Raw genomic sequence first — 23,894 nt, 5'->3', positions numbered from 1 at the left:
AAAAACTTGTCTTAAATCTAATTCATTTTGTAGGAATTGTTTAACTTTATTGAATTAACACATAAAACAAAAGTATCCATGTTAGGTGATATTTGGAAATCTTATGTACAAAGGTACGTCCGGTATAGCAGATTTTCAGAACGAGAAGAAAAAGAGGGGTTGCCGTATTTTAGAGATAAACTTTTTATTTCTATTTTATTATTAACTTTTGTCTTAGGTTTACTTTCTTATGTACCTAGTACTTATGTCGCCATTGCTAGAGGCGAAAATATAATTGTCGTATTAAATACATGGACTATTTTGGTTTTAATCTTCACGGTGTTTTATCGAGGACTTAGTTTCTATGCCAAGAAAATATTGTTTTCAATTAATTTCTTTATCCTATCCATTGTTATGTTTGTGGTGCTTGGGTTCGAAGGGAATGGTAGTGTACTAATTTTTGCATTATCTATTTTAATCACGCTGTTTAATGGAAAAAGACATGGGCTATTTTCTATTTTAATTATCGCGATTTTTTATGGGGTTTTATTATTGGGTTCATGTTTTAATCTTTTTTATCTCCCCATTTTTGAACAGTATGAGTTTCAGCTCTTAGCCATTATTACATTAAATAATATACTGTTTAATTTACTATTAGTTTTTTCTGTATCTTTTTTAATAAACCAATTGCATACCGCTTTATTGAAAGAAAATGAATTGCAAATTGAACTATATGAAAAGCATAACAACGTGTTGGAGGCTAAAAATAGAGTTGAAAAATCGGATAAGCTTAAGTCGGCTTTTTTGGCTAATATGAGTCATGAAATTAGAACACCGATGTATGGCATTTTAGGTTGTGCTCAATTTTTAAGGGAATATAATGAAGACGATCCTAGTTATCAGGAGTATATAGAGGTTATAGAAGATAGTGGTGAGCAGTTATTGGATATTATGACAGATATTATTAATATTTCTATTATAGAATCTGGACTCATGTCTACAAATATTAAAATGTTTAATATTAATGATAAGATAAATACGGTGTACAACGCTTTTTTACCAGAAGCAGAAGAGAAAGGTATTGTATTTATTTTAAACAATGTTATTGCTATACAAGATGCTTACATAAGTTCGGATAGCGATAAGGTAACTTCTGTTTTAAAATATCTTATAAAAAATGCTATAAAATATACAGATGAAGGTATAGTTGAATTAACATGCGAACGCCAAGACGAAAGCTTTATAGCATTTAATTTAAAAGATACAGGCATTGGAATCCATGAGGATAATTTTGAACATATTTTCGACACCTTTTACCAAGTAGATGTCGAAAACGTGAATGCTCTACACGGCTCTGGTGTTGGTTTAACTATAGCAAAAGCCTATATAGAAATGCTTGGTGGTAGCATATCTTTAAAAAGCGAAGTAGACGTAGGCACCTCGTTTTTGTTTACAGTGAAGGTGAATTTAACCTAAAAGATTTCGCTTTTATTTAATTGAAATATTAGTGAAATTTAAATTCCAATTACCATTTGGTTTTTTGTGATCTACAGCAAGTTTAAATCCGTTTATATCTTTATAATTTTCGAAAGTAGTCATCATCGATGGTTCTGTTTGGTTGGCTTTTCTAAAAATCCATTCTTTAATTAAAAAGTTATCATCATAAAAAATATCGTAAGCATCACCGGGCGTGTAACCGCCGTCGTTAGAATAGGTTAACGTTATTTTGTTTAAAGCCGTTTTACTTATTGGCGCTTCTGTTTTTACAGGTTCTGAAATGGTTGTTCCAGAGTCCCAAACTAATTGAAATGGTATAAGCAACCAGAATTTATCGTTAATAAAGCCTGGGTCTACTTTTAAGCTAATAGAATCTAATGCAGAGCGATTGTAGCTAATAGTATCAGTGCTTGTGATAGATGTAATATCGTTAGTTTTAGGTTTCCAAACCCAGCGTCTTTCAAAGTGTGTACTATCTTTATCTACGTTAAAAGTAAAAGCAATTTCATTAACATTTTTCCAGTTTTCAAAACCGTGGGCATTGGCTATTTTTTCAGCAATGGTTAATGATTTTGGTTCAGGAATAGATTTGGTATTGTCTTTACAAGACGTAATTAATAGCGTTATTAGAGTTATGTAGATGAAGTTTTTCATAATTTAGATTTTTTGTAAAGATACTTTGAAGATGACAAATAATACTAAATATTTTAAAACGAATAAGGCGACTTGGAATCAGAAAGTAAAGGTACATGCCGAAAGCGATATGTATAATATGGAAGCTTTCAAGGAAGGGAAATCTTCCTTAATGCCTTATGAGTTGGATGCTTTGGGAGATGTAAAAGGAAAATCTCTTCTCCATTTACAATGTCATTTTGGACAAGATACCTTAAGTTGGAGTAGGCTAGGAGCTAAATGTACTGGTGTCGATTTAAGTGATGAAGGTGTAAAACTTGCAAAATCTTTAAATGAAGAATTAGAGCTAGATGCTCAGTTTATATGCTGCAATGTCTTGGAAACGTCTCAGTACGTCAAGGAAGAATTCGATATAGTGTTTACCAGTTATGGTGTTATCGGCTGGTTACCTGATTTAAAACCTTGGGGAAAAATGATAGCCGAACGCCTGAAACAAGGAGGTAGATTTTTTATGGCAGAATTTCACCCGATAGTTTGGATGTTCGATTATTTAAATAAAAAACCAATAATGACATATGGCTATATGCAAGATGAGGTGATTTATGAAGAATATGAAGGTACATACGCTGACCAAGAATCGGCAATAACGAGTAAGGAATATGGTTGGAATCATGGTTTAGGAGAAGTGATTTCTGCACTTACCGAAGCCGGATTACACATTGATTATTTAACCGAACATAATGAGAGCCCTTACAATGTATTGCCGAATTTGACTGAAACCGATAATGGTATGTTTGCAACCCAGGATAAATTATATCCTTTAATTTTTACTTTAAAAGGGACTAAGGTTTAAAAAAGCGACTTTCTATTTTATATCATGGTTGTCTAAAAATTTCAAGATTAATTCTGCTATTTCTCTTGTTTTTTCTTCAGCAGCGAAATGACCTGCATCCAAAAGATGAAGTTCTGCGTTTGGCAAATCCTTTAAATACGCTTTAGCGCCATTCGCATTAAATTTTAAATCTTTTTTGCCCCAAGTAATTAATGTTTTGGGTTGATTTTCCTTTAACATGTTTTGCCATTTTGGATAGTTCAATAAATTGGTGTTGTAATCCTGAAATAGTTGCACTTGTATGTCTCTGTCTTTTTTAGAATTTAGAAAAGCTAAATCGTGTGTCCACGCATCCGGGCTTTGTATATTCATATTTGTTTCGTTTAAATCAAATAAATACTGCTTGTTGACCACGGCATCTTTTCCGGTTAGACTGTATAAAAAAGCATATTTTATTTTGGAGGTATCGGTTTGGGCTGTTCTAAAAAAGTTTTGTCTTTTTTCGGTTAAACCATCTAGGTAGGCGTTTGCATTTTGTACAATTAAAGCATCAATACGGTTAGGGTTTTTCATCATCATTCTATAACCTACAGGAGCTCCAAAATCTTGCATATACATCACATAGTTTTCAATATGGAGTGTTTCTAAAAGCTTCTGAGTATAATTGGCTAATAAGTCAAAGGTATATTTAGTTGTTTTTGGGTCTAGGTGAGAACTATAACCCGAGCCTAAATTATCTGGCGCAATAACATAGTAGTGCGTTGATAGCATAGGAATTAAATTTCTATAGGAATGTGAAGAGGATGGATAACCATGAAGTAAAACTATAACCGGATTCTTTTTATCACCAGCAGCTCTGTAAAACAATTTTACACTATCAATTTCTGCATAGTTGTATGTGGTTGCGGGAGGTAAAAAGAAATTGTTTTTGTTATCTTCTTTAATACTGTTACATCCAAATAATGCTAGGCTTAAAATTGCAATAATTATTAAGTGTTTCATTGTTTTTGTTTTCAGGTTAAAAATTGCTGATTGAGAGATTAGACGTATTTATTTTGTATGCTTGCGCATAAAGCTTCTCATTTTTTTGATAATAGCATCGCCATCTTCTTCTAAAGCAAAATGCCCAGTATCGTAAATGTTGTAATCAATATTTGTAACATCCTTTTTAAAAGCTGTTGCACCACTTTCAGGAAAAAAGGCATCGTTTTTACCCCAAACAATTAATAAAGGAGGTTGATTGTCTCTTAAATATTGTTGCCATTTTGGGTATAATTTTACATTGTTTTGGTAATCGTAAAATAAATCTAGATTTACAGCATGAGCACCCGGTCTAGAAAGTCTTAAGTAATCTAAATTCCAGTTATCTGGATTTACAGTTTCTATATTTCTAACGCCATGTGTGTATTGCCATTTTAAACCTTCTATAGAAAACGCTGGTAATAACGCTGTTTCGGTAGTTTCGTTTCTGTCTTTCCAAAGTGCTCTTATGCCTTGCCAAGCATCACCTAAACCTGCTTCGTAAGCGTTTCCGTTTTGATTAATTATGGCTGTTATTCTTTCTGGGTTTGCTGTAGCAAGTCTAAAACCGACTGGAGCTCCATAATCCTGAATCATTATAGCATAAGTGTTAACGTTCTTTTTTTCAAGAAATGCGTTTATGGTTGTAGCTAGGTTATCAAAAGTATATTCGAATGTTTTTGAATCTGGAAAATCACTGTTGCCAAAGCCAGGATAATCTGGAGCGATGAGGTGATATTCATTTGATAGCTGATTTAATACTTTTCTGTATTGATGTGATGATGCGGGAAAACCATGTAGTAAAACAATACTTGGGTTTTCAGGGTTTCCAGCTTCTCGGTAGGCTATATTTATTTCATTGACTTCTATGGATTTGTAGGCTACATTTTCATGCTGAATAGAGGTTTCTATTTTTGCTTCTACTGTTTTGGTCTGTGCTGAGCTGTTGTCTTTACAAGACGCAAAAAGGAGTAGAATGGATAGTGCGTAAATTATATTTTTCATAATGTATTATGTAAGTGTTTATTCCATTTTAATGCTATTAATCAAATGGATTCAAATTAAAATGAAATAAAAAGCCATAGCACTTTGTATTTTGTTAGCTATGGCTTTTATAATTATGTGTTTTAGTTTCTACCAGCCATAACACCACCATCGGTGTCCCAAATAGCACCTGTAACCCATGATGCTTTGTCTGAAAGTAAGAATACAATACTATTTGCTACATCTTGAGATTCTCCAAAACGTCCAATAGGGTGAAAACCATTAAAGCCAACCAATGCTTCTGCAGCAGCTTCTTTACCTCCAAAAACACCATGATAAACAGGTGTGTTTACTAAAGCTGGAGATACGGCATTAACACGGATATTATCTTCAGCTAATTCCATGGCTAAATGTTGTGTTAAAGAATGTAAACCAGCTTTTTGCATAGAATATGCTGTAGAAGGTGTTGCTTTTACGGCTTGTTTTGCCCACATAGAGCCTACGTTTACAATAGAACCACCTTGAGTAGCTTTCATTTTTTTAGCAGCACTTTGAGTGATGAAAAAGAACCCTCTATTTAAATCTAAATAAGAGTTGTAATCTTCCATAGTATGGTCTAAAAATGGTTTTGGGCCAAAAATACCAGAAGCATTTACTAGAAAATCTAAATTTTCTAACTCTGAAATTTTAGACACTAGTGTATCTACTTCTTCTATGTTAGAAATGTTTACGGCATGTTTAACTAAATTTGGGGCATCTGCTACTTTGTCAATATTTCTACCTACAATATGCACAGTTGCACCACCTTCTAATAAGCTATTTGCTGTTGCGTTACCAATACCACTTGTTCCACCAATTACTAAGGCTACTTTGTTTTCGAATTCTTTCATGTTATTTATTTTTTAAAGTTTAAAATTGAACAGACAAGTCTGTCTTTGTTTGTGTAAATTTTTTAAGATATGATCTGCGAACACAGTTGTTTTGTTTCTTTTATTGGCCAATCTTCTTGGTGTAAATGACTTTCGCCAACAGCACCTTCGTAGAGTAAGTATATTTGTCTAGCAAGAGATTTAACTTGCGCTTCTTTTACATTTTCTAAATTATTTGTAATAAGTTTTGATATAAGATCAATGAAACTATGTTTTTGCGATTGAATTTCGGCTCTTATAATTTCGTTGTCTTTCGGAATTTCAGAAACGGTTTTAATACACCAACAACCGTTAAAATCTTTATCTCTAAAAAAGAGTTCGAGAAAATCGAAAATAGCTAAAACTTGAGCTTTACCTTTTGGTTTCGATGTTGTAAAATCTTCTACATCTTGAATGAAACTGGTGTTTTTAAACTTAAGATAAGCCAAGCAAATTTCTTCTTTAGATTTAAAATGATTGTAAAGCGTTGCTTTGGCAATACCTGCTTCTGAAATAATTTCATTGATTCCCGTGGAATTATAGCCGTTTTTATAAAATAAGAACGAAGCCGTTTCAATGATTCTATTTTTTAGTTCAGAATGTTTCATAGTGCAAATATAGATAAAAAAATCAAAAAAAAGACAAGTCTGTCTGTTTTTTGATTTTAAAATATTATTTAGTCGATAAATTAATAATATCCTCTGTTTTAATTTTAGATAATTCTTTTAGTTTTCCAGTTTCAAAAAGTTCTGGAAGCTGGTCTAATGGCGTGCCTACTTCGGCTTCGTAATTTGTGTAGTCTTGAAAAGTAATACCGTCTACAACCCGTTTGTTGTAAGCCGCTCTAAAACGAACACCTCCATTATTAACGGAATAGTTATAAGCTAAGTAATCTATTTTTTTTGTTTCGGTATTTATCCAGTAACGGTATTGGTCGTCAAAATCTTCTCCACCACCTTCTTGATTAAATGTTATGCCTAAAACAGCATAGTTTTTTTCTTTAATCGTTATGTCGCCTATGTACGTTTTATTTACAGAGGCATCATTTAGTTTATGTGGTAATGTGGCAAAGTAAATAACAGAATTTATACCACCAGTTGCTCCTTTAATTTGTTTTTCGTTTAGGTTTACGGTATCTCCATTAACGGTTCTATAAAGTTTACCGTTTTTAAGAACATCGATAGTTATATTGTTGTACTTTTTTGAAATTTTGGTGAACTCGTAATTTTGGTTATCATTTTTAAAATGATAGGTGTTGTCTCTAAAAACAAAGCTGTAATTAGCCGAATTGTATAGATTACCACCATGAGCTTCTATAGCTTGGTTTAAGATAACTTCTGCTTTTGAAGCCAGTTTTATTTGCGGTGTTGTTTCTTCTTGAGGAGAAGGCTTTCTCACTTCTTTTTTCTTATCGTTACAAGCAAAAAACGTAATGCTGCATACTAATGCTAAAAGATAATTATGTACTCTCATTTTATAGTTTTGGGTTTTACTAATAATTTAATGTGAAGCTTTCAATAATTCCTTTGGAAATTTAGATTTAAATCTATTTAATCTTGGTACAGATACATTTTGAATGTAAGGATGATCTGGATGTAAACGCTCGTAATTTTGATGATAATCTTCGGCGATCCAAAATTTCTGAAATGGATAAACTTCTGCTGCAATTTTTACATTTAACTTTTCGGCAAGAGCGGCTTTCTTTTTTAGAATAATTTGTTTCTGTGCTTCATTTTGATAAAAAAGAATTGATCGGTATTGAGAACCACGATCGTTTCCTTGGCCATTAACCTGAGTTACATTCTGTGATGCAAAATAAACATCGACTAAAGTTTCAAAACTAACAACTTCTGGATCGTAAATAATTTCTACGGCCTCAGCATGACCTGTTTTACCGGTATTACTTGCTGCGTATGTGGGTTTTGTAGTGTAACCTCCAGAATAGCCAGAAATAGACTCGTCTACGCCTTTTACGCTTTCGTAAATGGCTTCTACACACCAAAAACATCCACTTGCAAAGTAAGCACGTGCTTTTCCGTTTTTTTATAGGCACTTCAATCGGTTCTGCGTTTTGAACGTCTAGCTGTTGTTTTTTGTTTTGTGCTGTGTTTTGGCAACTAAAAAATAATGTAATTGCTAATATTGGAATAATATGTTTCATGATGTATATTTTTTCTAAGGCTTTAGACGTATAAAGTTATGAAAACTTAAAGGGAGTTGTAAAAAATTATTTTGTTATATAAATTTTAAACATGGCTATAGTTGGCATGTTCTACTGTTTTTGGCAAGGTAGCTCGCGATAGGGATTGCAACGGTAGCTTTTGGCGAGGCGAGCATCGAGCCAAAACTTTAGTGTAAAGCCTGGCCCGAAGGGATCGCCAAAAATATGGGCATAAAAAAAAGCCTCTAGATTAACTAAAGGCTTTTTTTATGCGTTGGAAATGGATTAAAGTTTAGAAAACATTTTTTCCATTTTAGCTTTTTGCTCTTCTGCAAGTAAAGCATCTACTAAGATACGTCCACTATGCTCATCGGTAATTACTTTTTTACGAGAAGCAATTTCTACTTGTACTTGTGGTGGAATTGTAAAAAACGATCCTCCAGATGCACCTCTTTCAATTGGTACAACAGCTAAACCATTTTTCACATTTTTGCGAATACGGTTATAAGCAGAAACCAAGCGCTCTTCGATTTGTGTTTTGTAATCTTCAGATTTTTGGAACAAAGCTTGTTCTTCTTTTTCTGTTTCACTTAAAATAGCGTCAAGCTCATTTTTCTTGTGCTTTAAGTGGTTTTGACGTTCTTTTAAACGCTCTTTAGTTTCAGAAATGACTTGTTTCTTTTGCTCGATTTGCACCTTAAATTCTCTAATGTGCTTTTCTGCCAATTCAATTTCTAATTCTTGAAACTCAACTTCTTTTGTTAAAGAGTTGAATTCACGATTATTTCTAACGTTCTTTTGTTGTTCGCTGTACTTTTTAATCAAAGATTTTGCTTCTTCCATTAAATTTTTCTTTCCAGTGATGTCGTTGTCTATAACTTCTAAACTTGAAACAAGTTTTTCTAATCTTATATTTAATCCGGCAACTTCATCTTCTAAATCACGAACTTCTAAAGGAAGTTCTCCACGAACATTTCTAATCTCGTCTATACGAGAATCTATGAGTTGTAAATCGTATAAAGCTCTTAAGCGGTCTTCAACAGTTACTTCTTTCTTTTTAGCCATACTTTAAAAATACTTAACAGGATTGGTATTTGTCTTTGATAAAATGATGGCAAAATTAGTGATTTTTTTTGTAAGATACGCTACTAAAAGGTTTTTTGTGAACTGCTCACTTTCATAATGCCCTATATCGGACAAAAGAATGCTGTTTTCGGCCATAAAAAAGTCGTGATATTTTAAATCTGCAGTTACAAAAGCATCTGCACCAGCTGCTTTAGCATTATTAATGGCAAAGCTTCCCGAGCCTCCTAAAACGGCTACTTTTTTAATTTTTTTGTTTAAAAATGCAGAATGGCGAATGGCGCCAGTATTCATTTTTGTTTTTAAATGTTGTAAAAAATCGGTTTGGACCATCGCTTCGGCAAATTCGCCAACCATACCCATGCCAATATTTTGATTTTTATTCTCTAAAGTCGTTATTTCGTAAGCAACCTCTTCGTAAGAATGTGTTTTAAATAGGGTGTCTATTATTTTAGATTCTAAATGTTTAGCAAAAGTTACCGTGATTTTTGTTTCGTCTTCGGTGTGCGTTTTGCCTTTTTCGCCAATAGTTGGGTTAGCGTTTTCGTTACCATTATAAGTGCCATAACCTTCTACGTTAAAACTACAATGGGTGTAATTGCCAATGGCACCTGCACCTACAGTAAATAAAGCATCACGGAGTTGGTTCGCTTCGTTTTTAGGTACATAAGTGCTAAGCTTTTTTATGGTTGCACTCTGTGGTATTAAAATGTGTTGGTTTTTAAGTTGTAATTGTTCGCAAATAATATGGTTTACACCTTGTTGCGCATTATCGAGCGCCGTGTGTATGCTGTAAATAGCAATATTATTTTTTATGGCTTTTAAAACCACGCGCTCTACATAATTTTTACCCGTTATTTTTTTTAGACCTTTAAAAATAATAGGGTGGAAGCTTACAATAAGGTTGCAATTTTGCTCTATGGCTTCGTCTACAATAGCTTCTAGCGTATCTAGTGTTACTAAAACACCTGTAAGTTTCGAGTTTTTATCTCCAACCAAAAGGCCTACGTTGTCAAAATCTTCAGCATAAGCTAATGGCGCCAGTTGCTCTAAGTGATTTATAACGTCTTGAATGATCATATTGAAATAAATTTTACATCAAAGATAAAATAATTACTTTCGTGGTGATGAAAATTTTGAGATACATATTGTTTCCGATTATGCCTTTTTATTATTTGGCAACTTGGTTACGGAACAAATTATTCGATTTGGGGATTAAAAAATCTAAATCTTATAGCACGCCTGTAATTTGTGTTGGTAATTTAAGTGTCGGTGGAACGGGGAAAACTCCCATGATTGAGCACTTAATTACAATACTTAAAAATGAATATAAAGTAGCGACTTTAAGTCGTGGTTATAAGCGGAAATCTAAGGGTTTTCAGTTAGGAGATAAAAACGCTTCCGCGGAAACATTAGGTGATGAACCTTTTCAATTTTATAATAAATTTAAAGAAGATGTTTTGGTTGCTGTAGATGTCGATAGACAAAATGGTATTGAGCAATTAATGAATTTAGCGAATGCGCCTGAAGTAATTTTATTGGATGATGCCTATCAACACCGTAAGGTTAAAGCTGGGTTTAATATATTATTAACCACTTATGCAGATCCATATTTTAAGGATTTTGTTTTGCCTACAGGAAACCTTCGTGAACCAAGGTCAGGAGCTAACAGAGCGGATATTATTGTTGTAACTAAATATCCCGATAATTTACAAGAAACGGATAAGGCTTTATTTTTAAAACGCATTCATGCAGATAAAAATCAGTATGTGTTTTTTAGTAGTATCGCTTACGCGGAAACGTTACTGTCTTCGGAAAAAACGATGAATGTTGAAGATTTAACTTCCTTTTGTTTAGTTACCGGAATTGCAAACCCTAGGCCGTTAACTGATTTTCTTGAAAGTAAAAACTTAAAGTTTGAACATTTAAATTTTAATGATCATCATAATTTTACATCTGCAGATATTGCAGAATTGAGTAAAAAAGAATTGATAGTAACTACCGAGAAAGATTTTATGCGCCTTAAAGATTACGAGGTTTTAAAAGGTAAATTATTCTATTTACCTATAACCATTGCCATCGATAAGGAACCAGAATTTAGAGATGCTATCAAAGCGTATTTAACTGCTTAAGCTGTTGGCGATATATTTTTTTTAGCGGCTAAAGCATTGTAAAGTTTCTTTTCAAACTCATCTTGCTTAAACGGTTTCGGGATAATATCGGTAAAGCCAGCCTCGTCAAATTCATGCATTTTATCTTCAATAGTAACCGCTGTAAGCGCGAAAATAGTTAAATCTTTATCAAACATTCTTATACGTTTGGTCGCCTCAATACCACTAATACCTGGCATGTGGATATCCATTAAAATAATGTTGTAATCGTTGGCTTTAATTTTCTCTACAGCATCTTCACCATTATCGGTGATTTCACACTGAAGATCCATTTTAGTCAAGATTTTCTTGGTAATCATTTGGTTGATTTTGTTGTCTTCAACTACTAATATTTTCACACTTTTTAGATCTAGTTCGTCTTTATTTCCTTCAAAATAATCTGCTTTTGTTTCGGCTGCTTCTTTTATAGCGCTGAATTCAATTGGAATTTCGAAATAAAAGGTCGTTCCTTTCCCTAATTCACTTTTAAGGTAAATTTGTCCTTTTAAGATTTCAATTAAACCTTTTACAATCGATAGACCTAAGCCTGTACCACCGTATTTTCTATTAATTTGTATGGACCCTTGAGAGAAGCTTTCAAACATATGGTCTTGTTTCTCTTGAGTAATTCCAATACCGTTATCTTCAATTTCGAAACGTAATGTGTAAATTTTATCGACTTGATCTATTTTATAAACACGAATCCAGATATCTCCATCTTTTGTGAATTTAATAGAGTTACCAACAAGGTTAATAAGGATTTGAGATATTTTTAGTTGATCGGCAATAAAGTTTTCTGGTAAATCTTTATCGTATTCAAAATGTATATTGACATTATTGTCTTCTGCCGAATTTTTTAAAGCCAATACAATATTGTTTATCTTTTTATTTAGGTTGAATGGTTCTGGTTCTAAATCCACTTTATTAGCTTCAATTTTATTAATTTGAAGTATATCATTTATAAACGTTAACAGGTAATCCCCCGAAAACTTGAGAGATTTTAAATGCTGTACTTGTTCTGGCTTTGGGTTTTCTTCTAGTAGCATATTGCTTAAGCCTGTTACAGCATAAAGCGGTGTACGCAACTCGTGAGTTACTGTAGATAAAAAGTTAGCTTTAGTTTTGGAAGCTAGTTCCGCTTTTTCTTTAGCAAGAATAAGTTCTCCGTTTTTTTTATGAAGCATATTATTCGTTTTTAAACGAATATTATTGTTTTTATAAAGCGATAATGTTAGTAACGAAAGAATTGTAATTAGAGCAACGCTTAATATTGATATTAAGGTGTTAATACTACTTTCTGCTTCTTTTTTTGCTAGCTTTTTGTTAACCGTTTCTAGCTCTTCACTCATGTTACTTAATAAAGGCTGGTTTATTTGTTGTTTTGCTAAGTTGTTTTTAAAACCACGGATAGAGTCTGATAATTCTGTATGCAAAACTAAATAATCTCGAGATGTTTTAAAATCTCTGGTAGCGTAGGAAATATCACTAAGCACTTTGTATGCTAAGTTTTTGTTGTTTATAAAGTTATTGGCTTTTGCTATTTTTAGGCCTTCTGCACTAGCTTCTAAACCATGTTTATAATCGTTTAGCTTGTTGTAAACAATAGCTTGGTTTATTAAAGTTTCACTCTCTGTACTTAAAAGGTCGTTTTTTCTAGATAAAACTAAGGCTTGCTCAAGTGTTGTTCTTGCCTTATTATAGTTTTTTAGAAGCATGTATGTTTTACCTTCTAAAAGTAAAGTTTGAGCAAGTTTACGCTCTTGTAGAGTTTGTTGAAAAAGATTTTTTGCTGAAATAAAATAATCTAGAGCCTGAGTGTAGTCTTTCTTATCAATAAAAACTTCACCTAAAATCTTAAAAGATCGAGCCAAATTAGCATCATCTTTTGTAATGCGCTGTATTTCTATAGCTTTGTTAAGTGAAATTATAGCTTTATCGGGTTGCTCTAGAATAAGTTCTAAACGGCCTTTAAAAGAGTAGATAAGCCCTTTGCTTTGTTGGTCTTCTGTTTTTTCGGCCAAAACCAAAGCATCATCCAAACTATTTAGAGCATCATAAGTATTATGAGTTTCTAATGCAGACTGAGCTTGTTTTATATAGTGATCTATATTGTTTTGAATAAGTTCAGGGTCGTTCTCTATGGTTTGTTGAGACCAACCTAAAACACTAAACAGCACCATTAGAGCGATTAAAGAGGGTTTTATTTTGAACATAAATATGTGGTTACCATCAAATATAAAATTTTACTTCGACAAAGTACATTTTTTTGCTGATAAATTACATATTAAGTCTATTATTCTTGATGAATATCCTGTTTCATTATCATACCAACCAATAATTTTGACCATGTTGCCAATAACCGAAGTCATTTGCGAATCGAAGATACAAGAATGTGTGTTGCCAACAATGTCTATAGACACTATTGGATCTTCCGTATATTCTAGAATACCTTTATAGTTTGCGTTGGCTGCTTTTTTAAAGGCATTATTAATTTCGTCTATAGAAACAGTACGTTTTACATTAAATGTAATATCGGTTAACGAACCATTAATAACAGGTACGCGAATACCACAACCACCAATAACGTTTGCTAGTTCTGGAAAAATTTTTGTTAAGGCTTTTGCTGCTCCCGTTGTTGTAGGCACAATAGATTGGCTCGCAGCTCGAGATCTACGTAAATCTCTATGTGGCTGGTCGTGCAAACTTTGGTCGGTAGTGTAGGAGTGAACCGTAGTTATGTAAGCCTGATTAATACCACAAAGTTTATTTATAATATCAATCATCGGTGCTGCATTATTTGTTGTGCAAGAAGCATTGGATATTATAGTTTCGGTACCATCAATACTATCGCCATTAACGCCTAGTACTATGGTTTTTATATCATCTTCTACAGGAGGTACACTTAGTATAACGTGTTTTGCTCCGTTTTGTAAATGAAACTCTAATTCCGGAATTGTTTTAAATTTCCCGGTAGATTCAATTACATAATCAACATTAAAAGGTGACCAATCAATACGTTTTGGGTGGTTTTCATTTAAGAGTGTAACCTTTTCATCATTAACAATAATATGATTTTCATCAGAAGAAACCGTACCGTTAAACCTACCGTGAACACTATCGTATTTTAATAAATGACTTAGTGTTTTTGTGTCGGCCAAATCGTTTATAGCAACAACTTTTATATTTTGATGATCTTGAAGTAACCTAAAAACACGGCGCCCTATTCTTCCAAAGCCATTAATTGCAACGTGAATCATGCTTAGTTGATATGTTTTTGAGCTTTATAAGAAGATCTTACAAGTGCGCTACTTTCAACATGACGGAAACCTAATTCTAGTCCAATTTCTTCGTATTCTTTAAATTGATCTGGGTTTATAAACTGTTTTACTGGTAAGTGTTTTTTACTTGGTTGTAAATATTGCCCAATAGTAACCACATCAACATCATTCGCTTTAAGGTCGTGTAGGGTTTCAATAACTTCCTCGCGAGTTTCACCCAAACCTAGCATAATACCAGATTTTGTTCTACGTTGTCCTTGTTGTTTTAAATATTTTAAAACACCCATACTACGGTCGTATTTAGCTTGTATACGTACTTCGCGGGTTAAGCGTCTCACTGTTTCTATATTGTGCGATACAACTTCTGGAGCTACATCAATAATTCTATCAATATGCTGCTCTATACCTTGAAAATCTGGTATTAAAGTTTCTAAGGTTGTTTCAGGATTCATTCTACGAACGGCCTTTACGGTTTCACTCCACATAATGCTTCCCATATCTTTTAAGTCATCACGATCAACACTCGTTAAAACGGCATGTTTAATCTTCATGATCTTGATAGAACGTGATACTTTTTCAGGTTCATCCCAATCTACAGTTTGTGGACGCCCGGTTTTAACACCGCAAAAGCCGCAAGAACGTGTGCAAACATTACCCAAAATCATAAACGTAGCAGTACCTTCTCCCCAACATTCGCCCATATTCGGGCAACTTCCCGAGGTACAAATGGTGTTTAGACTATATTTATCTACTAAACCGCGTAATTCTGTGTATTTTTTTCCGGTTGGAAGCTTTACACGAAGCCATTTTGGTTTAGCTTGACGTTCTGGGAGTATATTTGAAATTGTTTCGCTATTCATATCTTTAAAATGTAGAACGCAAAGATACAAAGTATTCTATAAAAAGTAGCCTTGTTTACTTATCTTGAATAATTTCTGCAAGTAGTTTTTTTGCACGCAAAAGTTTAACTTTTACATTATTCATAGGTTCGTTTAATTGCTTTGAGATTTCTTTATAGCTAAGCTCTTGAAAATAGCGGAGGTTTATAATTTCTTGATAATGGGGTTTTAGTTTTTTAATGTCGCGCAGTAACTTGGCTAAGTGCTGCTCGGTAATTAAAATATCTTCCGGCGAAGGCGACTCGTCTAAAACCTGGAAGGCCTTTTTATCGGTATTAGAAATAACTTGGGTAATGGAATTTTTTTCCTTCCGAAGTAAATCAATATGCAAATTTTTAGAAATAGTAATCAGCCAAGTTTTGAAGGTGTATTTCTCGTCGAAAGTTTCAATTTTATCAAAAGCCCGAGAAAAGGTTTGGATAGTAACATCTTCAGCATCATTTTCATTCTGAATACGTTTTAATTGAAATCCATAAACATCATCCCAATATAGATTTAATAGGAAATTAAAGGCTTTTTGGTCGTTAGACTTTGCTCGTTTTATGGCTTCGTTTATTTCCAAAAATTAGGTTTTGAGATTAAGTTGTTTATAAATATAGCGAATTGAGAAATAATAAGCGAGATTTCGAGTAAAGGAAGCAAAAGTAAAACATCGGCTTCTTTCAGCTTTTTTGATGAAAATCCAAGAATGATATATTGAATAATTATTCGAAGTAAAAATAAGCCAACTGCTATTGGCCAGTTATACATGGTGCTCAAAAGCGAAATAGCTAGCAACCAAAATAAAACGTTGGAAACATAGAATAAGCCTAGTAATATTTTGTGTTTAGATTTATATAATTGCGCTGTTGAAACGTGACGTCTTTTCTGCTTGTACCAAGCTTTGAAACTCGATTTAGGTATTGAAGAGGTAAAACTATTAGGAGAAAAGCTAATTGCTGTGTTTTTTGAATTTGCTACTTGATTTATAAACAAATCATCATCTCCCGAGCGCACTTTTATATGCTGAATAAAGCCGTTAGCATTAAAAAACTCTGTTTTGGCGTAGGCTAGATTTCGACCAACGCCCATATATGGCAAGCCTATTTTTGCGAAAGAAAAATATTGAACAGCCGTCATTACCGTTTCAAAACGGATAAGTTTATTTAAAAATGAATATTTTACTTTTGAATATCCACCATATCCTAAAACAATAGACTTTTTATTGCTGAAATGAGCACTCATATCCTTTATCCAATATTTAGAAACAGGTTGGCAATCGGCGTCAGTAAATAAAAGGTAATCGTGTTTAGAGGCTTTTATGCCTAATGTTAAAGCATATTTTTTATTACCCCAAAAAGCTTCAATATTTTTAACGTTAACAATTTTTATGTTATCGTTTGTTTTTGCAAACTCTTCAATAACATCTAAGGTGTCATCATGAGAACCATCGTTAATTAAAACAATTTCGAATTCAGGATAATCTTGATTGATTATTGAGGGGATAAATGCTTTTAAATTTTCAGCTTCGTTTTTTGCACAAACAATAACGGAAACTGGAAGTTTTTTAGAAGATGGTTTTTTTTGTTTCAGAAAAGCAAAATTCCCGAAAATAAAAAGATAATAAACCACTTGAATAAAGACTACAGCAATAAATGCGTAGAGTAACGTATCAAGTATTACCATTAAATTTTAAGAATATTGAGGTTCGCTACAATCGGCATATTGATCTGGCGTTTTTCCGCAAAAACCACAAGCTTCGCCGTCTTTATTAAGCATTGGGTTTTGGCTGGCACATGTTCCAGCAAATTTACCGTCTTTTTTTGCCCATAATTTAATAGCAATTCCAGCAATACCAAGTCCTAACAATACAACAGTTATAAGTAAAAGTTTCATAACAAAATGAGATTTTAATTTTTAAATAAGTCGAAATTAGTTTCGTAAAATTACAAAAACACGACACTTTCAACCTTGAAAAATAATAGGTTACAAAGATATGATTTTAACCTTTAAAAAAGGAACTGATAATTGATGAATTGTGACCTATCGGAAAAAATAGTGTCTAAAATGAAAGCACACAGAGTGTTAAGTATTTCTAACAAGTTAAAATTATTAATTATGAATAAATTATTTGCGGAGTTTTTTGGAACCTTTTGGCTTGTGTTTGGAGGTTGCGGTAGTGCGGTTTTTGCAGCGGCTTTCCCTGAGTTAGGAATTGGATTTGCTGGTGTTGCTTTAGCTTTTGGTTTAACTGTGTTAACGATGGCTTATGCCGTAGGGCATATTTCTGGTGGACATTTTAACCCTGCCGTGTCTATAGGTTTATGGGCTGGCGGAAAGTTTGAAGCCAAGAATTTAATTGGTTATGTAATATCTCAATTAATTGGAGCTGTTACTGCTGCTGGTGCCTTATATTTAATAGTAAGTAATAAAGCAGATTTTGAAACAATTGGTGGTTTTGCTGCTAATGGTTATGGTGATTTATCGCCAGGCGGTTACTCTATAACTGCTGCGTTAGTAACAGAGTTTTTGTTAACTATGTTTTTCCTTTTAATTATTTTAGGGAGTACAAATTATAGAGTTCCTAAAGGTTTTGCTCCAATAGCCATTGGTTTAGGTTTAACCTTAATTCACTTAATAAGTATTCCTATTACAAATACATCTGTTAATCCTGCACGATCTACAAGTCAAGCTTTATTTGCAGGGGCAGAATTTACAGGACAGCTTTGGTTGTTTTGGGTAGCTCCAATTGCTGGTGCTATTGTTGCCGGAATAATCCATAGAGCATTGTTCGAAAAAGAATAAAAAAAATAAGCCCGATTAGCAATTTGTGTAAAATTGTATAAGACGTTTTATTAATAGCAAGAAAGCCTCATTTATAAATAAATGAGGCTTTTGAATTTAGTTTAGTTACGTGTTGCTAAAAAAGTACTTAATGTAAAGTTATTTCTGCAACAGAGTTTTCAACAGAAGCGACGGTGTTACCACCTTTTGGTTCTATAGTTATATTTAAAGCTAAAGCATTTTCAGCATAAGGTAAATTCATTAATTTACGATCTGTTTCATTTAAAATACCTAAGCTCACCATTTCCCCTTGTAAGTCTGCCCAAATTTGGTAGCATTGCTCTTCGGGTAATTTTGGTAAAGACACCACATCAATCATAGATGTTTTTTCTTTAGGGTTAATGTAGGCTACTGTTTTTAAATCTTTAGCACGTTCGTTACCAGAAATGATATACTTTTCTGTTTCTGGGTTGTTAAGTTTTAAAAGTTGCCTCATTACATTGTCGAGCATCATATTGTTTTTTTCAATATCACCTCTTAGGTCAAATATTTCGTCTACAACCACCTGGTTTTCTTTAGAAAGCTTTAGGTTTTGATTGTAAAACGAGTACGAGGTTCCTGCAAAAACAAAAGCTATAAGACTCGCCGCAATGGTGTACTTATACCATGCTTTGTATTTCTTTTTTGTATTTAATTTTACTACCGGTTTCTCGTCTAGTTCGTCTAAAATATTATCTAAAATAAATTTAGGCGCTTCTACAGCATTAGTTTTTACAACAATTTCTAAATTATGTTGTAAACTGTTGTAGGCATTCTGTACATCTGGGTATTTTGAAATAAAAGATTCCACTTTTTCTGTTTCCACAGAAGTCGTGTCACCAATTAGATATTTTTCTAATAGGCCAGAATTTAAAAAATTACTTATTTTTTCATTCATGACGTTAATAATTTAAGGATTGTAAATTTTTTTCAATTCTCGTAATCCAATTTTTAATCTCGATTTTATAGTACCTAGCGGAATGTCAAGTTCTTCGCTAGCTTCTTGCTGGGTCATACCTTCAAAAAAGAGGGCATTTATTACAATTTGATACTTTTCTTCTAAAGTGCTTAGATGTTTTTGTATATCTAAAACATCGTCATTTAGTTGGTTCGTAGTTATTTTATATACGCTTGAAGTTTCTATCTGGACTTCTTTGGTTGTTTTATTTTTTAGAGATCTTACTTTATCTATAGCCGTGTTATATGCTATACGATATAGCCATGTAAATAGTTTGGCTTTGCTAGAATCGTATTTTTTAGCGTAGCGCCAAATTTTAACAAAAGTTTCTTGTAGAACATCTTGCGCCGTATCCTCGTCGCTAATAATTTTCTGTATTACGCCGTATAGAGAGTCTGCATAATTCTCATACAATAGCGTAATAGCTTTTTTATCACCACGTTCTAATAAATAAACTATGTCTTTTTCTATAGCTGAAATCAATATAAAGTTGGTTTTATGATATGCAAATATACCAAAGTTAGGATGGTTTTTAATTATAAGATGTTTACTTCGGCTTCAATTGAAATATTAAAAAGCCTTTTTACCGTCTTTTGAATGAGTTTTGAGAGATTAAAAATATCCGAACCTTTTGCTCCACCATAATTTACTAAAACTAGAGCTTGCTTTTTATGAACGCCATAATTACCAAATTGTTTTCCTTTAAACCCAGTTTTTTCTATAAGCCAACCTGCAGGAACTTTTACTTCATGTTCTGATATTGGATAACTAGGTGCGTTCGGGAAGTTTTTTAGTAATTCGTTAAATTCTAATTTCGAAATTACAGGGTTTTTAAAAAAACTACCACTATTACCAATTTCTTTTGGATCTGGTAATTTACTTTGGCGTATAGCAATTACGGCTGTAGAAATATCTTGAATAGTTGGGTTTGTAATGCCGTTATTTTCAAGTTCATTGGCTATAGTGCCATAATTGATATTGAGTGCGTGGTTTTTTTTAGAAAGCTTAAAGCACACACTAGTAATAATATATTTTCCTTTATTTTCTTGTTTAAACGTGGAGTTGCGATAACCAAAATTACAATCTTCTTTTGTAAAACTTTCAAATTGAAGACTTTCAAGATTAATAACTTCGCAAGATTCAAAAGTGTCTTTTATTTCAATTCCGTAAGCACCAATGTTTTGTATTGGCGTGGTGCCAACATTTCCTGGTATTAATGATAGGTTTTCTAAACCTCCAAAATCGTGTTTTAAGCACCAAAGTACAAATTCATGCCAATTTTCGCCAGCTTGTGCTTTTACAATGGCAGTGTTTTCATCTTCAGAAATTATTTCAATTCCTTTTAAATTAACATGAAGCGCCAAGCCATCGTAATCTTTGGTGAGCAATAAGTTGCTTCCTCCGCCAAGTATCAGTTTGTTTGGGTGATTGTCTAAGGCTAGAACTGATTTTAAATCGCTAATAGATGATACTGATGTAAAATGTTTTGCAACCGCATCAATACCAAACGTATTATAGGGTTTTAAGGATATGTTGTTAAGTATTTGCACCAGCACTAATCTTTATAAACTTCTAAAGCTTGTTTTAAAATATTTACAGCTTTTATTAAACTCTCCTTTTTAAGTACGTAAGCAATACGGATTTGGTTTAAACCAACCCCTGGAGTAGAGTAAAAACCAGCAGCAGGAGCTACCATTACAGTTTCTCCATTTACATCAAATTCTTCTAAAAGCCATTGTGCAAAATGATCGGTGTTTTTTACGGGCAATTCAACGATACAGTAAAAAGCGCCTTGAGGTTTAGCAACCTTAAGACCTTTGATTTTTTGTAATTCGTTAATTAAAGTGTTTCTCCTTCCAACATATTCTTCAATAACATCATCAAAATAACTTTGCGGTGTTTCTAAAGCTGCTTCACTTGCTATTTGTGCATAAGTTGGTGGGCTTAATCTGGCTTGTGCAAACTTTAATACGGTATGCATAACCTCTTTGTTTTTAGAAACTAAAAAGCCAACACGTGCGCCACACATACTGTATCTTTTAGAAACAGAATCTATTATTATAGCATGTTGGTCTACACCTTTTTCTTGTAAAATTGAATAATGCGTATGGCCATCGTAAACAAATTCCCTGTAAACTTCATCAGCAATTAAATACAAGTCATGCTCGATTGCAATACTCGCAAGTTTATTAATTTCTTTTTTAGAGTATAAGTAACCTGTGGGATTGCCTGGGTTACATATTAAAATAGCTTTTGTTTTCGGTGTAATTAATTTTTCGAAAGCAGCAATTGTAGGTAATGCGAAATTATCGTCTATTTTACAAACTGCAGGCACTACTGTTATACCAGCTGCAATAGAAAAAGCGTTGTAGTTTGCGTAAAATGGTTCTGGGATAATAACTTCATCTCCCGGATTCATAACACTACTAAATAAAAACTGTAAAGCCTCACTAGCTCCCGTAGTTACTATAATATCGTCTAGTTTAACATCAATTTGATGCTTGGCATAATAGCCCGTAAGTTTTTCTCTATACGTATCGGAGCCTTGCGATCTAGAATATTCGATAATCTCTAGAGTGTTGTTTTTAACAGCATCTAGAGCAACTTGGGGAGTTTTAATATCTGGTTGTCCAATGTTTAAGTGGTAAATAGTTTTCCCTTTTTTAATAGCAGCTTCTGCAAAAGGAACTAATTTACGGATTGGAGACTGAGGCATTAATAGCCCTTTTTTAGATATTGTTGGCATTATATATGTGTTTACTTGCAAAGTTGCAAAAATAATCCTAGATATTTTTTAAAACAAGGCTTTAATACTGTAGTTATGATAATGTTTACTAAATTGTTAGAGATTAGTTTTTATTCTATATGAAAAGGGCATTTTATGTTATTATTTTATATGTTTTGAGTAGCAATTTTTGTTATTCACAGGATCAATTTATAGTAAATAGTAAGAAGGGTGTCGATAAGGTGAAATTTAAACTCATTAATAACTTAATAATCATACCTGTTGAAATTAACGGTGTTTCCTTGTCTTTTTTGCTCGATACAGGAGTAAGTAAGCCTATAGTTTTTAATTTTTTGAACATCTCCGATTCCTTAAAAATTAAAAATACCCAAAAAATAATGCTAAGAGGTTTAGGAGAAGGCGATGCTATTGAAGCTTTACGGTCTAAGAATAATATTTTTAGAATTGGAGAAGCTATTAATATCAATCAAGATTTATATGCTATTCTCGATTCTAGTTTAAATTTTAGTCATAAACTCGGACTGCCTATACATGGTATTATTGGCTACGATTTGTTTAAAGATTTGGTTGTTGAAATCAATTATACCAAGCGCTTTTTAAAGCTTACCAATCAAGAAGATTACCGCCGTAAATCGTGTAGAAATTGTGAGGAGTTAAATTTAGAATTTTACAAAAATAAGCCTTATATAAATGGTGCGGTTGATATTGATAATAGGAATATTCCTGTAAAAATGCTCATAGATTCTGGAGGTAGCGATGCGCTTTGGTTGTTTGAAAATGAAGCTATTGGTATTAACTCTAATGCCCCGTTTTTTCAAGATTTTTTAGGGCATGGATTAAGTGGAAGTGTCTATGGTAAGCGCTCTAAAATAGAAGCCTTTCATTTAAATAAATTTACAATTAAAAACCCCAATGTAGCATTTCCGGATACCACATCAATAGGGCATGCATTAGATCATAAAGAGCGGCATGGTAGTGTTTCTGGTAATATTTTAAAACGCTTTAATATTGTTTTTAATTATAGAAAAGGAAAAGTAAGGCTTAAAAAAAACAGATTCTTTAATCAGGCTTTCCGGTATAATAAAAGCGGGATAGAATTGGCGCATAATGGCGTGCGTTTGGTAAGAGATGATACGGGTTTTATTTCACCAAAATCTAAAAATAAAAGTAATGAGGTAGAAAATAATACCAAAATTGTTTACAGCCCGAGTTATAAACTTCGGTTAAAGCCGGCTTACGTTATTTTAGAGTTGCGAGTAGATTCGCCTGCGTATAGGGCAGGATTACAAGTAGGTGATACTATTTTAAGTGTAAACAATAAACCCGCGCATCAATTTACTTTACAAGGTTTAATGGAGTTGTTTTACGGCGATCACAATAAGCGTATTAAGTTAAAAGTTGAAAGGGGAGATGCTGTTTTAAGTTGTAGTTTTAAACTGGTAGATATGTTAAAATAAAAAAGGCTTAAAATCTGAAGATTTTAAGCCTTTTTCTAAATTATTGTAGATAAAGTTTATTGTTCAACAATATTTTTATCTTTTTTCTGTAAAACACCGTCTGTAACTTCATTTACAACTAAGCCTTTAATTTTTAAAGCTACTGTTGGAGTTTCAGCATTAGATATAACAGTAATAGTTTTTCTAATTGGGTTAACACGGTTCGTGTCATATTTCACTTCAATAACACCTGTTTTTCCTGGCATAATTGGAGCATCTGGTTTTTTAGGAATAGTACAACCACAACTAGATGATACTTTAGATACAATTAATGGTTCGTTTCCTGTGTTAGTAAACTCGAATTCACGAACACCGTTCGATCCTTTTTCGATAGTACCGTAATCGATTGTATCGGTTTTAAACTCTATTTTAGCCTGTGCATTTACCGAGAAACTTACTAGTCCGATAAATAAAATTGTAATAATTTGTTTCATGATTTTGATATTTAATATTCTATAGGTTACAATT

24 protein-coding genes and 1 pseudogene are annotated in these 23,894 nt (G+C 32.9%); 5 read left to right on the top strand and 20 right to left on the bottom strand.

Annotated elements, in window-relative coordinates; genetic code table 11:
- Nucleotides 1-78: 78 nt before the first annotated feature.
- Nucleotides 79-1,455: a sensor histidine kinase gene (locus tag GQR98_RS03760; RefSeq protein ID WP_159018346.1), complete on the top strand. Its 1,377-nt coding sequence runs from the start codon at nt 79-81 to the stop codon at nt 1,453-1,455.
- A 12-nt stretch (nt 1,456-1,467) separates the two neighbouring features.
- Here the strand turns inward: GQR98_RS03760 and GQR98_RS03755 are convergent, their stop codons facing one another.
- Entirely contained in the window at nt 1,468-2,130 is a 663-nt protein-coding gene (locus tag GQR98_RS03755; protein ID WP_159018345.1) for a hypothetical protein, read from the bottom strand.
- Nucleotides 2,131-2,161: 31 nt separating this feature from the next.
- On the opposite strand from GQR98_RS03755, the gene GQR98_RS03750 reads away from it, so the two are divergent.
- Complete coding sequence (locus tag GQR98_RS03750) at nt 2,162-2,962, top strand: class I SAM-dependent methyltransferase (RefSeq protein WP_159018344.1); 801 nt, start codon at nt 2,162-2,164, stop codon at nt 2,960-2,962.
- Between the two features lie 12 nt (nt 2,963-2,974).
- On the opposite strand, the gene GQR98_RS03745 is transcribed toward GQR98_RS03750, so the two are convergent.
- From GQR98_RS03745 to GQR98_RS03710, 8 genes and pseudogenes are all read right to left on the bottom strand, one after another.
- Complete coding sequence (locus GQR98_RS03745) at nt 2,975-3,943, bottom strand: alpha/beta fold hydrolase (protein WP_159018343.1); 969 nt, start codon at nt 3,941-3,943, stop codon at nt 2,975-2,977.
- A 48-nt stretch (nt 3,944-3,991) separates the two neighbouring features.
- Entirely contained in the window at nt 3,992-4,966 is a 975-nt protein-coding gene (locus GQR98_RS03740) for an alpha/beta fold hydrolase (RefSeq protein ID WP_159018342.1), read from the bottom strand.
- Between the two features lie 122 nt (nt 4,967-5,088).
- Nucleotides 5,089-5,835 (bottom strand): SDR family NAD(P)-dependent oxidoreductase, encoded by a 747-nt coding sequence (locus GQR98_RS03735; protein ID WP_159018341.1) that lies wholly within the window; start codon nt 5,833-5,835, stop codon nt 5,089-5,091.
- 62 nt (nt 5,836-5,897) lie between these two features.
- Nucleotides 5,898-6,461 carry a TetR/AcrR family transcriptional regulator gene (locus GQR98_RS03730; RefSeq protein ID WP_159018340.1) on the bottom strand — a complete coding sequence of 188 codons (564 nt, stop codon included), beginning with the start codon at nt 6,459-6,461 and terminating at the stop codon, nt 5,898-5,900.
- Nucleotides 6,462-6,525: 64 nt separating this feature from the next.
- A complete protein-coding gene (locus GQR98_RS03725; protein ID WP_159018339.1) occupies nt 6,526-7,326 on the bottom strand; it encodes a DUF6503 family protein in 801 nt (266 codons plus the stop codon).
- Between the two features lie 27 nt (nt 7,327-7,353).
- Nucleotides 7,354-8,014: pseudogene (msrA, locus tag GQR98_RS03720) on the bottom strand (peptide-methionine (S)-S-oxide reductase MsrA).
- A 285-nt stretch (nt 8,015-8,299) separates the two neighbouring features.
- Nucleotides 8,300-9,079, bottom strand: a complete 780-nt coding sequence (locus tag GQR98_RS03715; RefSeq protein ID WP_159018338.1) for a zinc ribbon domain-containing protein — start codon at nt 9,077-9,079, stop codon at nt 8,300-8,302.
- 3 nt (nt 9,080-9,082) lie between these two features.
- On the bottom strand, nt 9,083-10,177 hold the full coding sequence (locus GQR98_RS03710) for a Nif3-like dinuclear metal center hexameric protein (RefSeq protein ID WP_159018337.1): 1,095 nt from the start codon (nt 10,175-10,177) through the stop codon (nt 9,083-9,085).
- A 47-nt stretch (nt 10,178-10,224) separates the two neighbouring features.
- Here GQR98_RS03710 and lpxK point away from each other — a divergent pair, with 47 nt between their 5' ends.
- Nucleotides 10,225-11,229 carry a tetraacyldisaccharide 4'-kinase gene (gene lpxK / locus GQR98_RS03705; protein WP_159018336.1) on the top strand — a complete coding sequence of 335 codons (1,005 nt, stop codon included), beginning with the start codon at nt 10,225-10,227 and terminating at the stop codon, nt 11,227-11,229.
- Here the strand turns inward: lpxK and GQR98_RS03700 are convergent.
- The 6 genes from GQR98_RS03700 to GQR98_RS03675 are packed head-to-tail and all read right to left on the bottom strand — an operon-like array spanning nt 11,226 to nt 17,299.
- On the bottom strand, nt 11,226-13,460 hold the full coding sequence (locus tag GQR98_RS03700; RefSeq protein WP_159018335.1) for an ATP-binding protein: 2,235 nt from the start codon (nt 13,458-13,460) through the stop codon (nt 11,226-11,228). The genes lpxK and GQR98_RS03700 overlap by 4 nt on opposite strands.
- Before the next feature lie 30 nt (nt 13,461-13,490).
- Complete coding sequence (gene gap, locus GQR98_RS03695) at nt 13,491-14,504, bottom strand: type I glyceraldehyde-3-phosphate dehydrogenase (RefSeq protein ID WP_159018334.1); 1,014 nt, start codon at nt 14,502-14,504, stop codon at nt 13,491-13,493.
- Nucleotides 14,505-14,506: 2 nt separating this feature from the next.
- Nucleotides 14,507-15,385 carry a lipoyl synthase gene (lipA, locus tag GQR98_RS03690; RefSeq protein WP_159018333.1) on the bottom strand — a complete coding sequence of 293 codons (879 nt, stop codon included), beginning with the start codon at nt 15,383-15,385 and terminating at the stop codon, nt 14,507-14,509.
- 55 nt (nt 15,386-15,440) lie between these two features.
- Complete coding sequence (locus GQR98_RS03685) at nt 15,441-15,986, bottom strand: RNA polymerase sigma factor (RefSeq protein WP_159018332.1); 546 nt, start codon at nt 15,984-15,986, stop codon at nt 15,441-15,443.
- Nucleotides 15,977-17,089: a glycosyltransferase gene (locus tag GQR98_RS03680; RefSeq protein ID WP_199270263.1), complete on the bottom strand. Its 1,113-nt coding sequence runs from the start codon at nt 17,087-17,089 to the stop codon at nt 15,977-15,979. The genes GQR98_RS03685 and GQR98_RS03680 overlap by 10 nt, the downstream gene beginning before the upstream one ends.
- A 6-nt stretch (nt 17,090-17,095) precedes the next feature.
- On the bottom strand, nt 17,096-17,299 hold the full coding sequence (locus GQR98_RS03675; RefSeq protein ID WP_159018331.1) for a membrane or secreted protein: 204 nt from the start codon (nt 17,297-17,299) through the stop codon (nt 17,096-17,098).
- A 222-nt stretch (nt 17,300-17,521) separates the two neighbouring features.
- Here GQR98_RS03675 and aqpZ point away from each other — a divergent pair, with 222 nt between their 5' ends.
- Nucleotides 17,522-18,208 carry an aquaporin Z gene (gene aqpZ / locus GQR98_RS03670; protein WP_159018330.1) on the top strand — a complete coding sequence of 229 codons (687 nt, stop codon included), beginning with the start codon at nt 17,522-17,524 and terminating at the stop codon, nt 18,206-18,208.
- A gap of 127 nt (nt 18,209-18,335) precedes the next feature.
- Here aqpZ and GQR98_RS03665 read toward each other — a convergent pair whose 3' ends face one another.
- Genes GQR98_RS03665 through GQR98_RS03650 form a run of 4 tightly spaced genes read right to left on the bottom strand, consistent with a single transcriptional unit; the run spans nt 18,336 to nt 21,930 of the window.
- Nucleotides 18,336-19,124, bottom strand: coding sequence for an anti-sigma factor (locus GQR98_RS03665; RefSeq protein ID WP_159018329.1), 789 nt, complete (start codon nt 19,122-19,124; stop codon nt 18,336-18,338).
- A gap of 12 nt (nt 19,125-19,136) precedes the next feature.
- Nucleotides 19,137-19,667: an RNA polymerase sigma factor gene (locus GQR98_RS03660; RefSeq protein ID WP_042499790.1), complete on the bottom strand. Its 531-nt coding sequence runs from the start codon at nt 19,665-19,667 to the stop codon at nt 19,137-19,139.
- A 53-nt stretch (nt 19,668-19,720) separates the two neighbouring features.
- On the bottom strand, nt 19,721-20,734 hold the full coding sequence (gene murB / locus GQR98_RS03655) for a UDP-N-acetylmuramate dehydrogenase (protein ID WP_159018328.1): 1,014 nt from the start codon (nt 20,732-20,734) through the stop codon (nt 19,721-19,723).
- A gap of 5 nt (nt 20,735-20,739) precedes the next feature.
- Nucleotides 20,740-21,930 (bottom strand): pyridoxal phosphate-dependent aminotransferase, encoded by a 1,191-nt coding sequence (locus tag GQR98_RS03650; RefSeq protein ID WP_159018327.1) that lies wholly within the window; start codon nt 21,928-21,930, stop codon nt 20,740-20,742.
- A 119-nt stretch (nt 21,931-22,049) separates the two neighbouring features.
- Here GQR98_RS03650 and GQR98_RS03645 point away from each other — a divergent pair, with 119 nt between their 5' ends.
- Nucleotides 22,050-23,387 carry an aspartyl protease family protein gene (locus GQR98_RS03645; RefSeq protein WP_159018326.1) on the top strand — a complete coding sequence of 446 codons (1,338 nt, stop codon included), beginning with the start codon at nt 22,050-22,052 and terminating at the stop codon, nt 23,385-23,387.
- Nucleotides 23,388-23,443: 56 nt separating this feature from the next.
- Here GQR98_RS03645 and GQR98_RS03640 read toward each other — a convergent pair whose 3' ends face one another.
- Nucleotides 23,444-23,860 carry a DUF1573 domain-containing protein gene (locus GQR98_RS03640; RefSeq protein ID WP_042499789.1) on the bottom strand — a complete coding sequence of 139 codons (417 nt, stop codon included), beginning with the start codon at nt 23,858-23,860 and terminating at the stop codon, nt 23,444-23,446.
- Nucleotides 23,861-23,894: the final 34 nt, after the last annotated feature.

Origin of the sequence: Algibacter sp. L3A6, assembly GCF_009796825.1 — a bacterium.
GTDB lineage: Bacteria > Bacteroidota > Bacteroidia > Flavobacteriales > Flavobacteriaceae > Algibacter.
The sequence above is the reverse complement of the archived record's forward strand: the minus strand, read 5'-3'. Positions and strand labels throughout refer to the sequence as shown.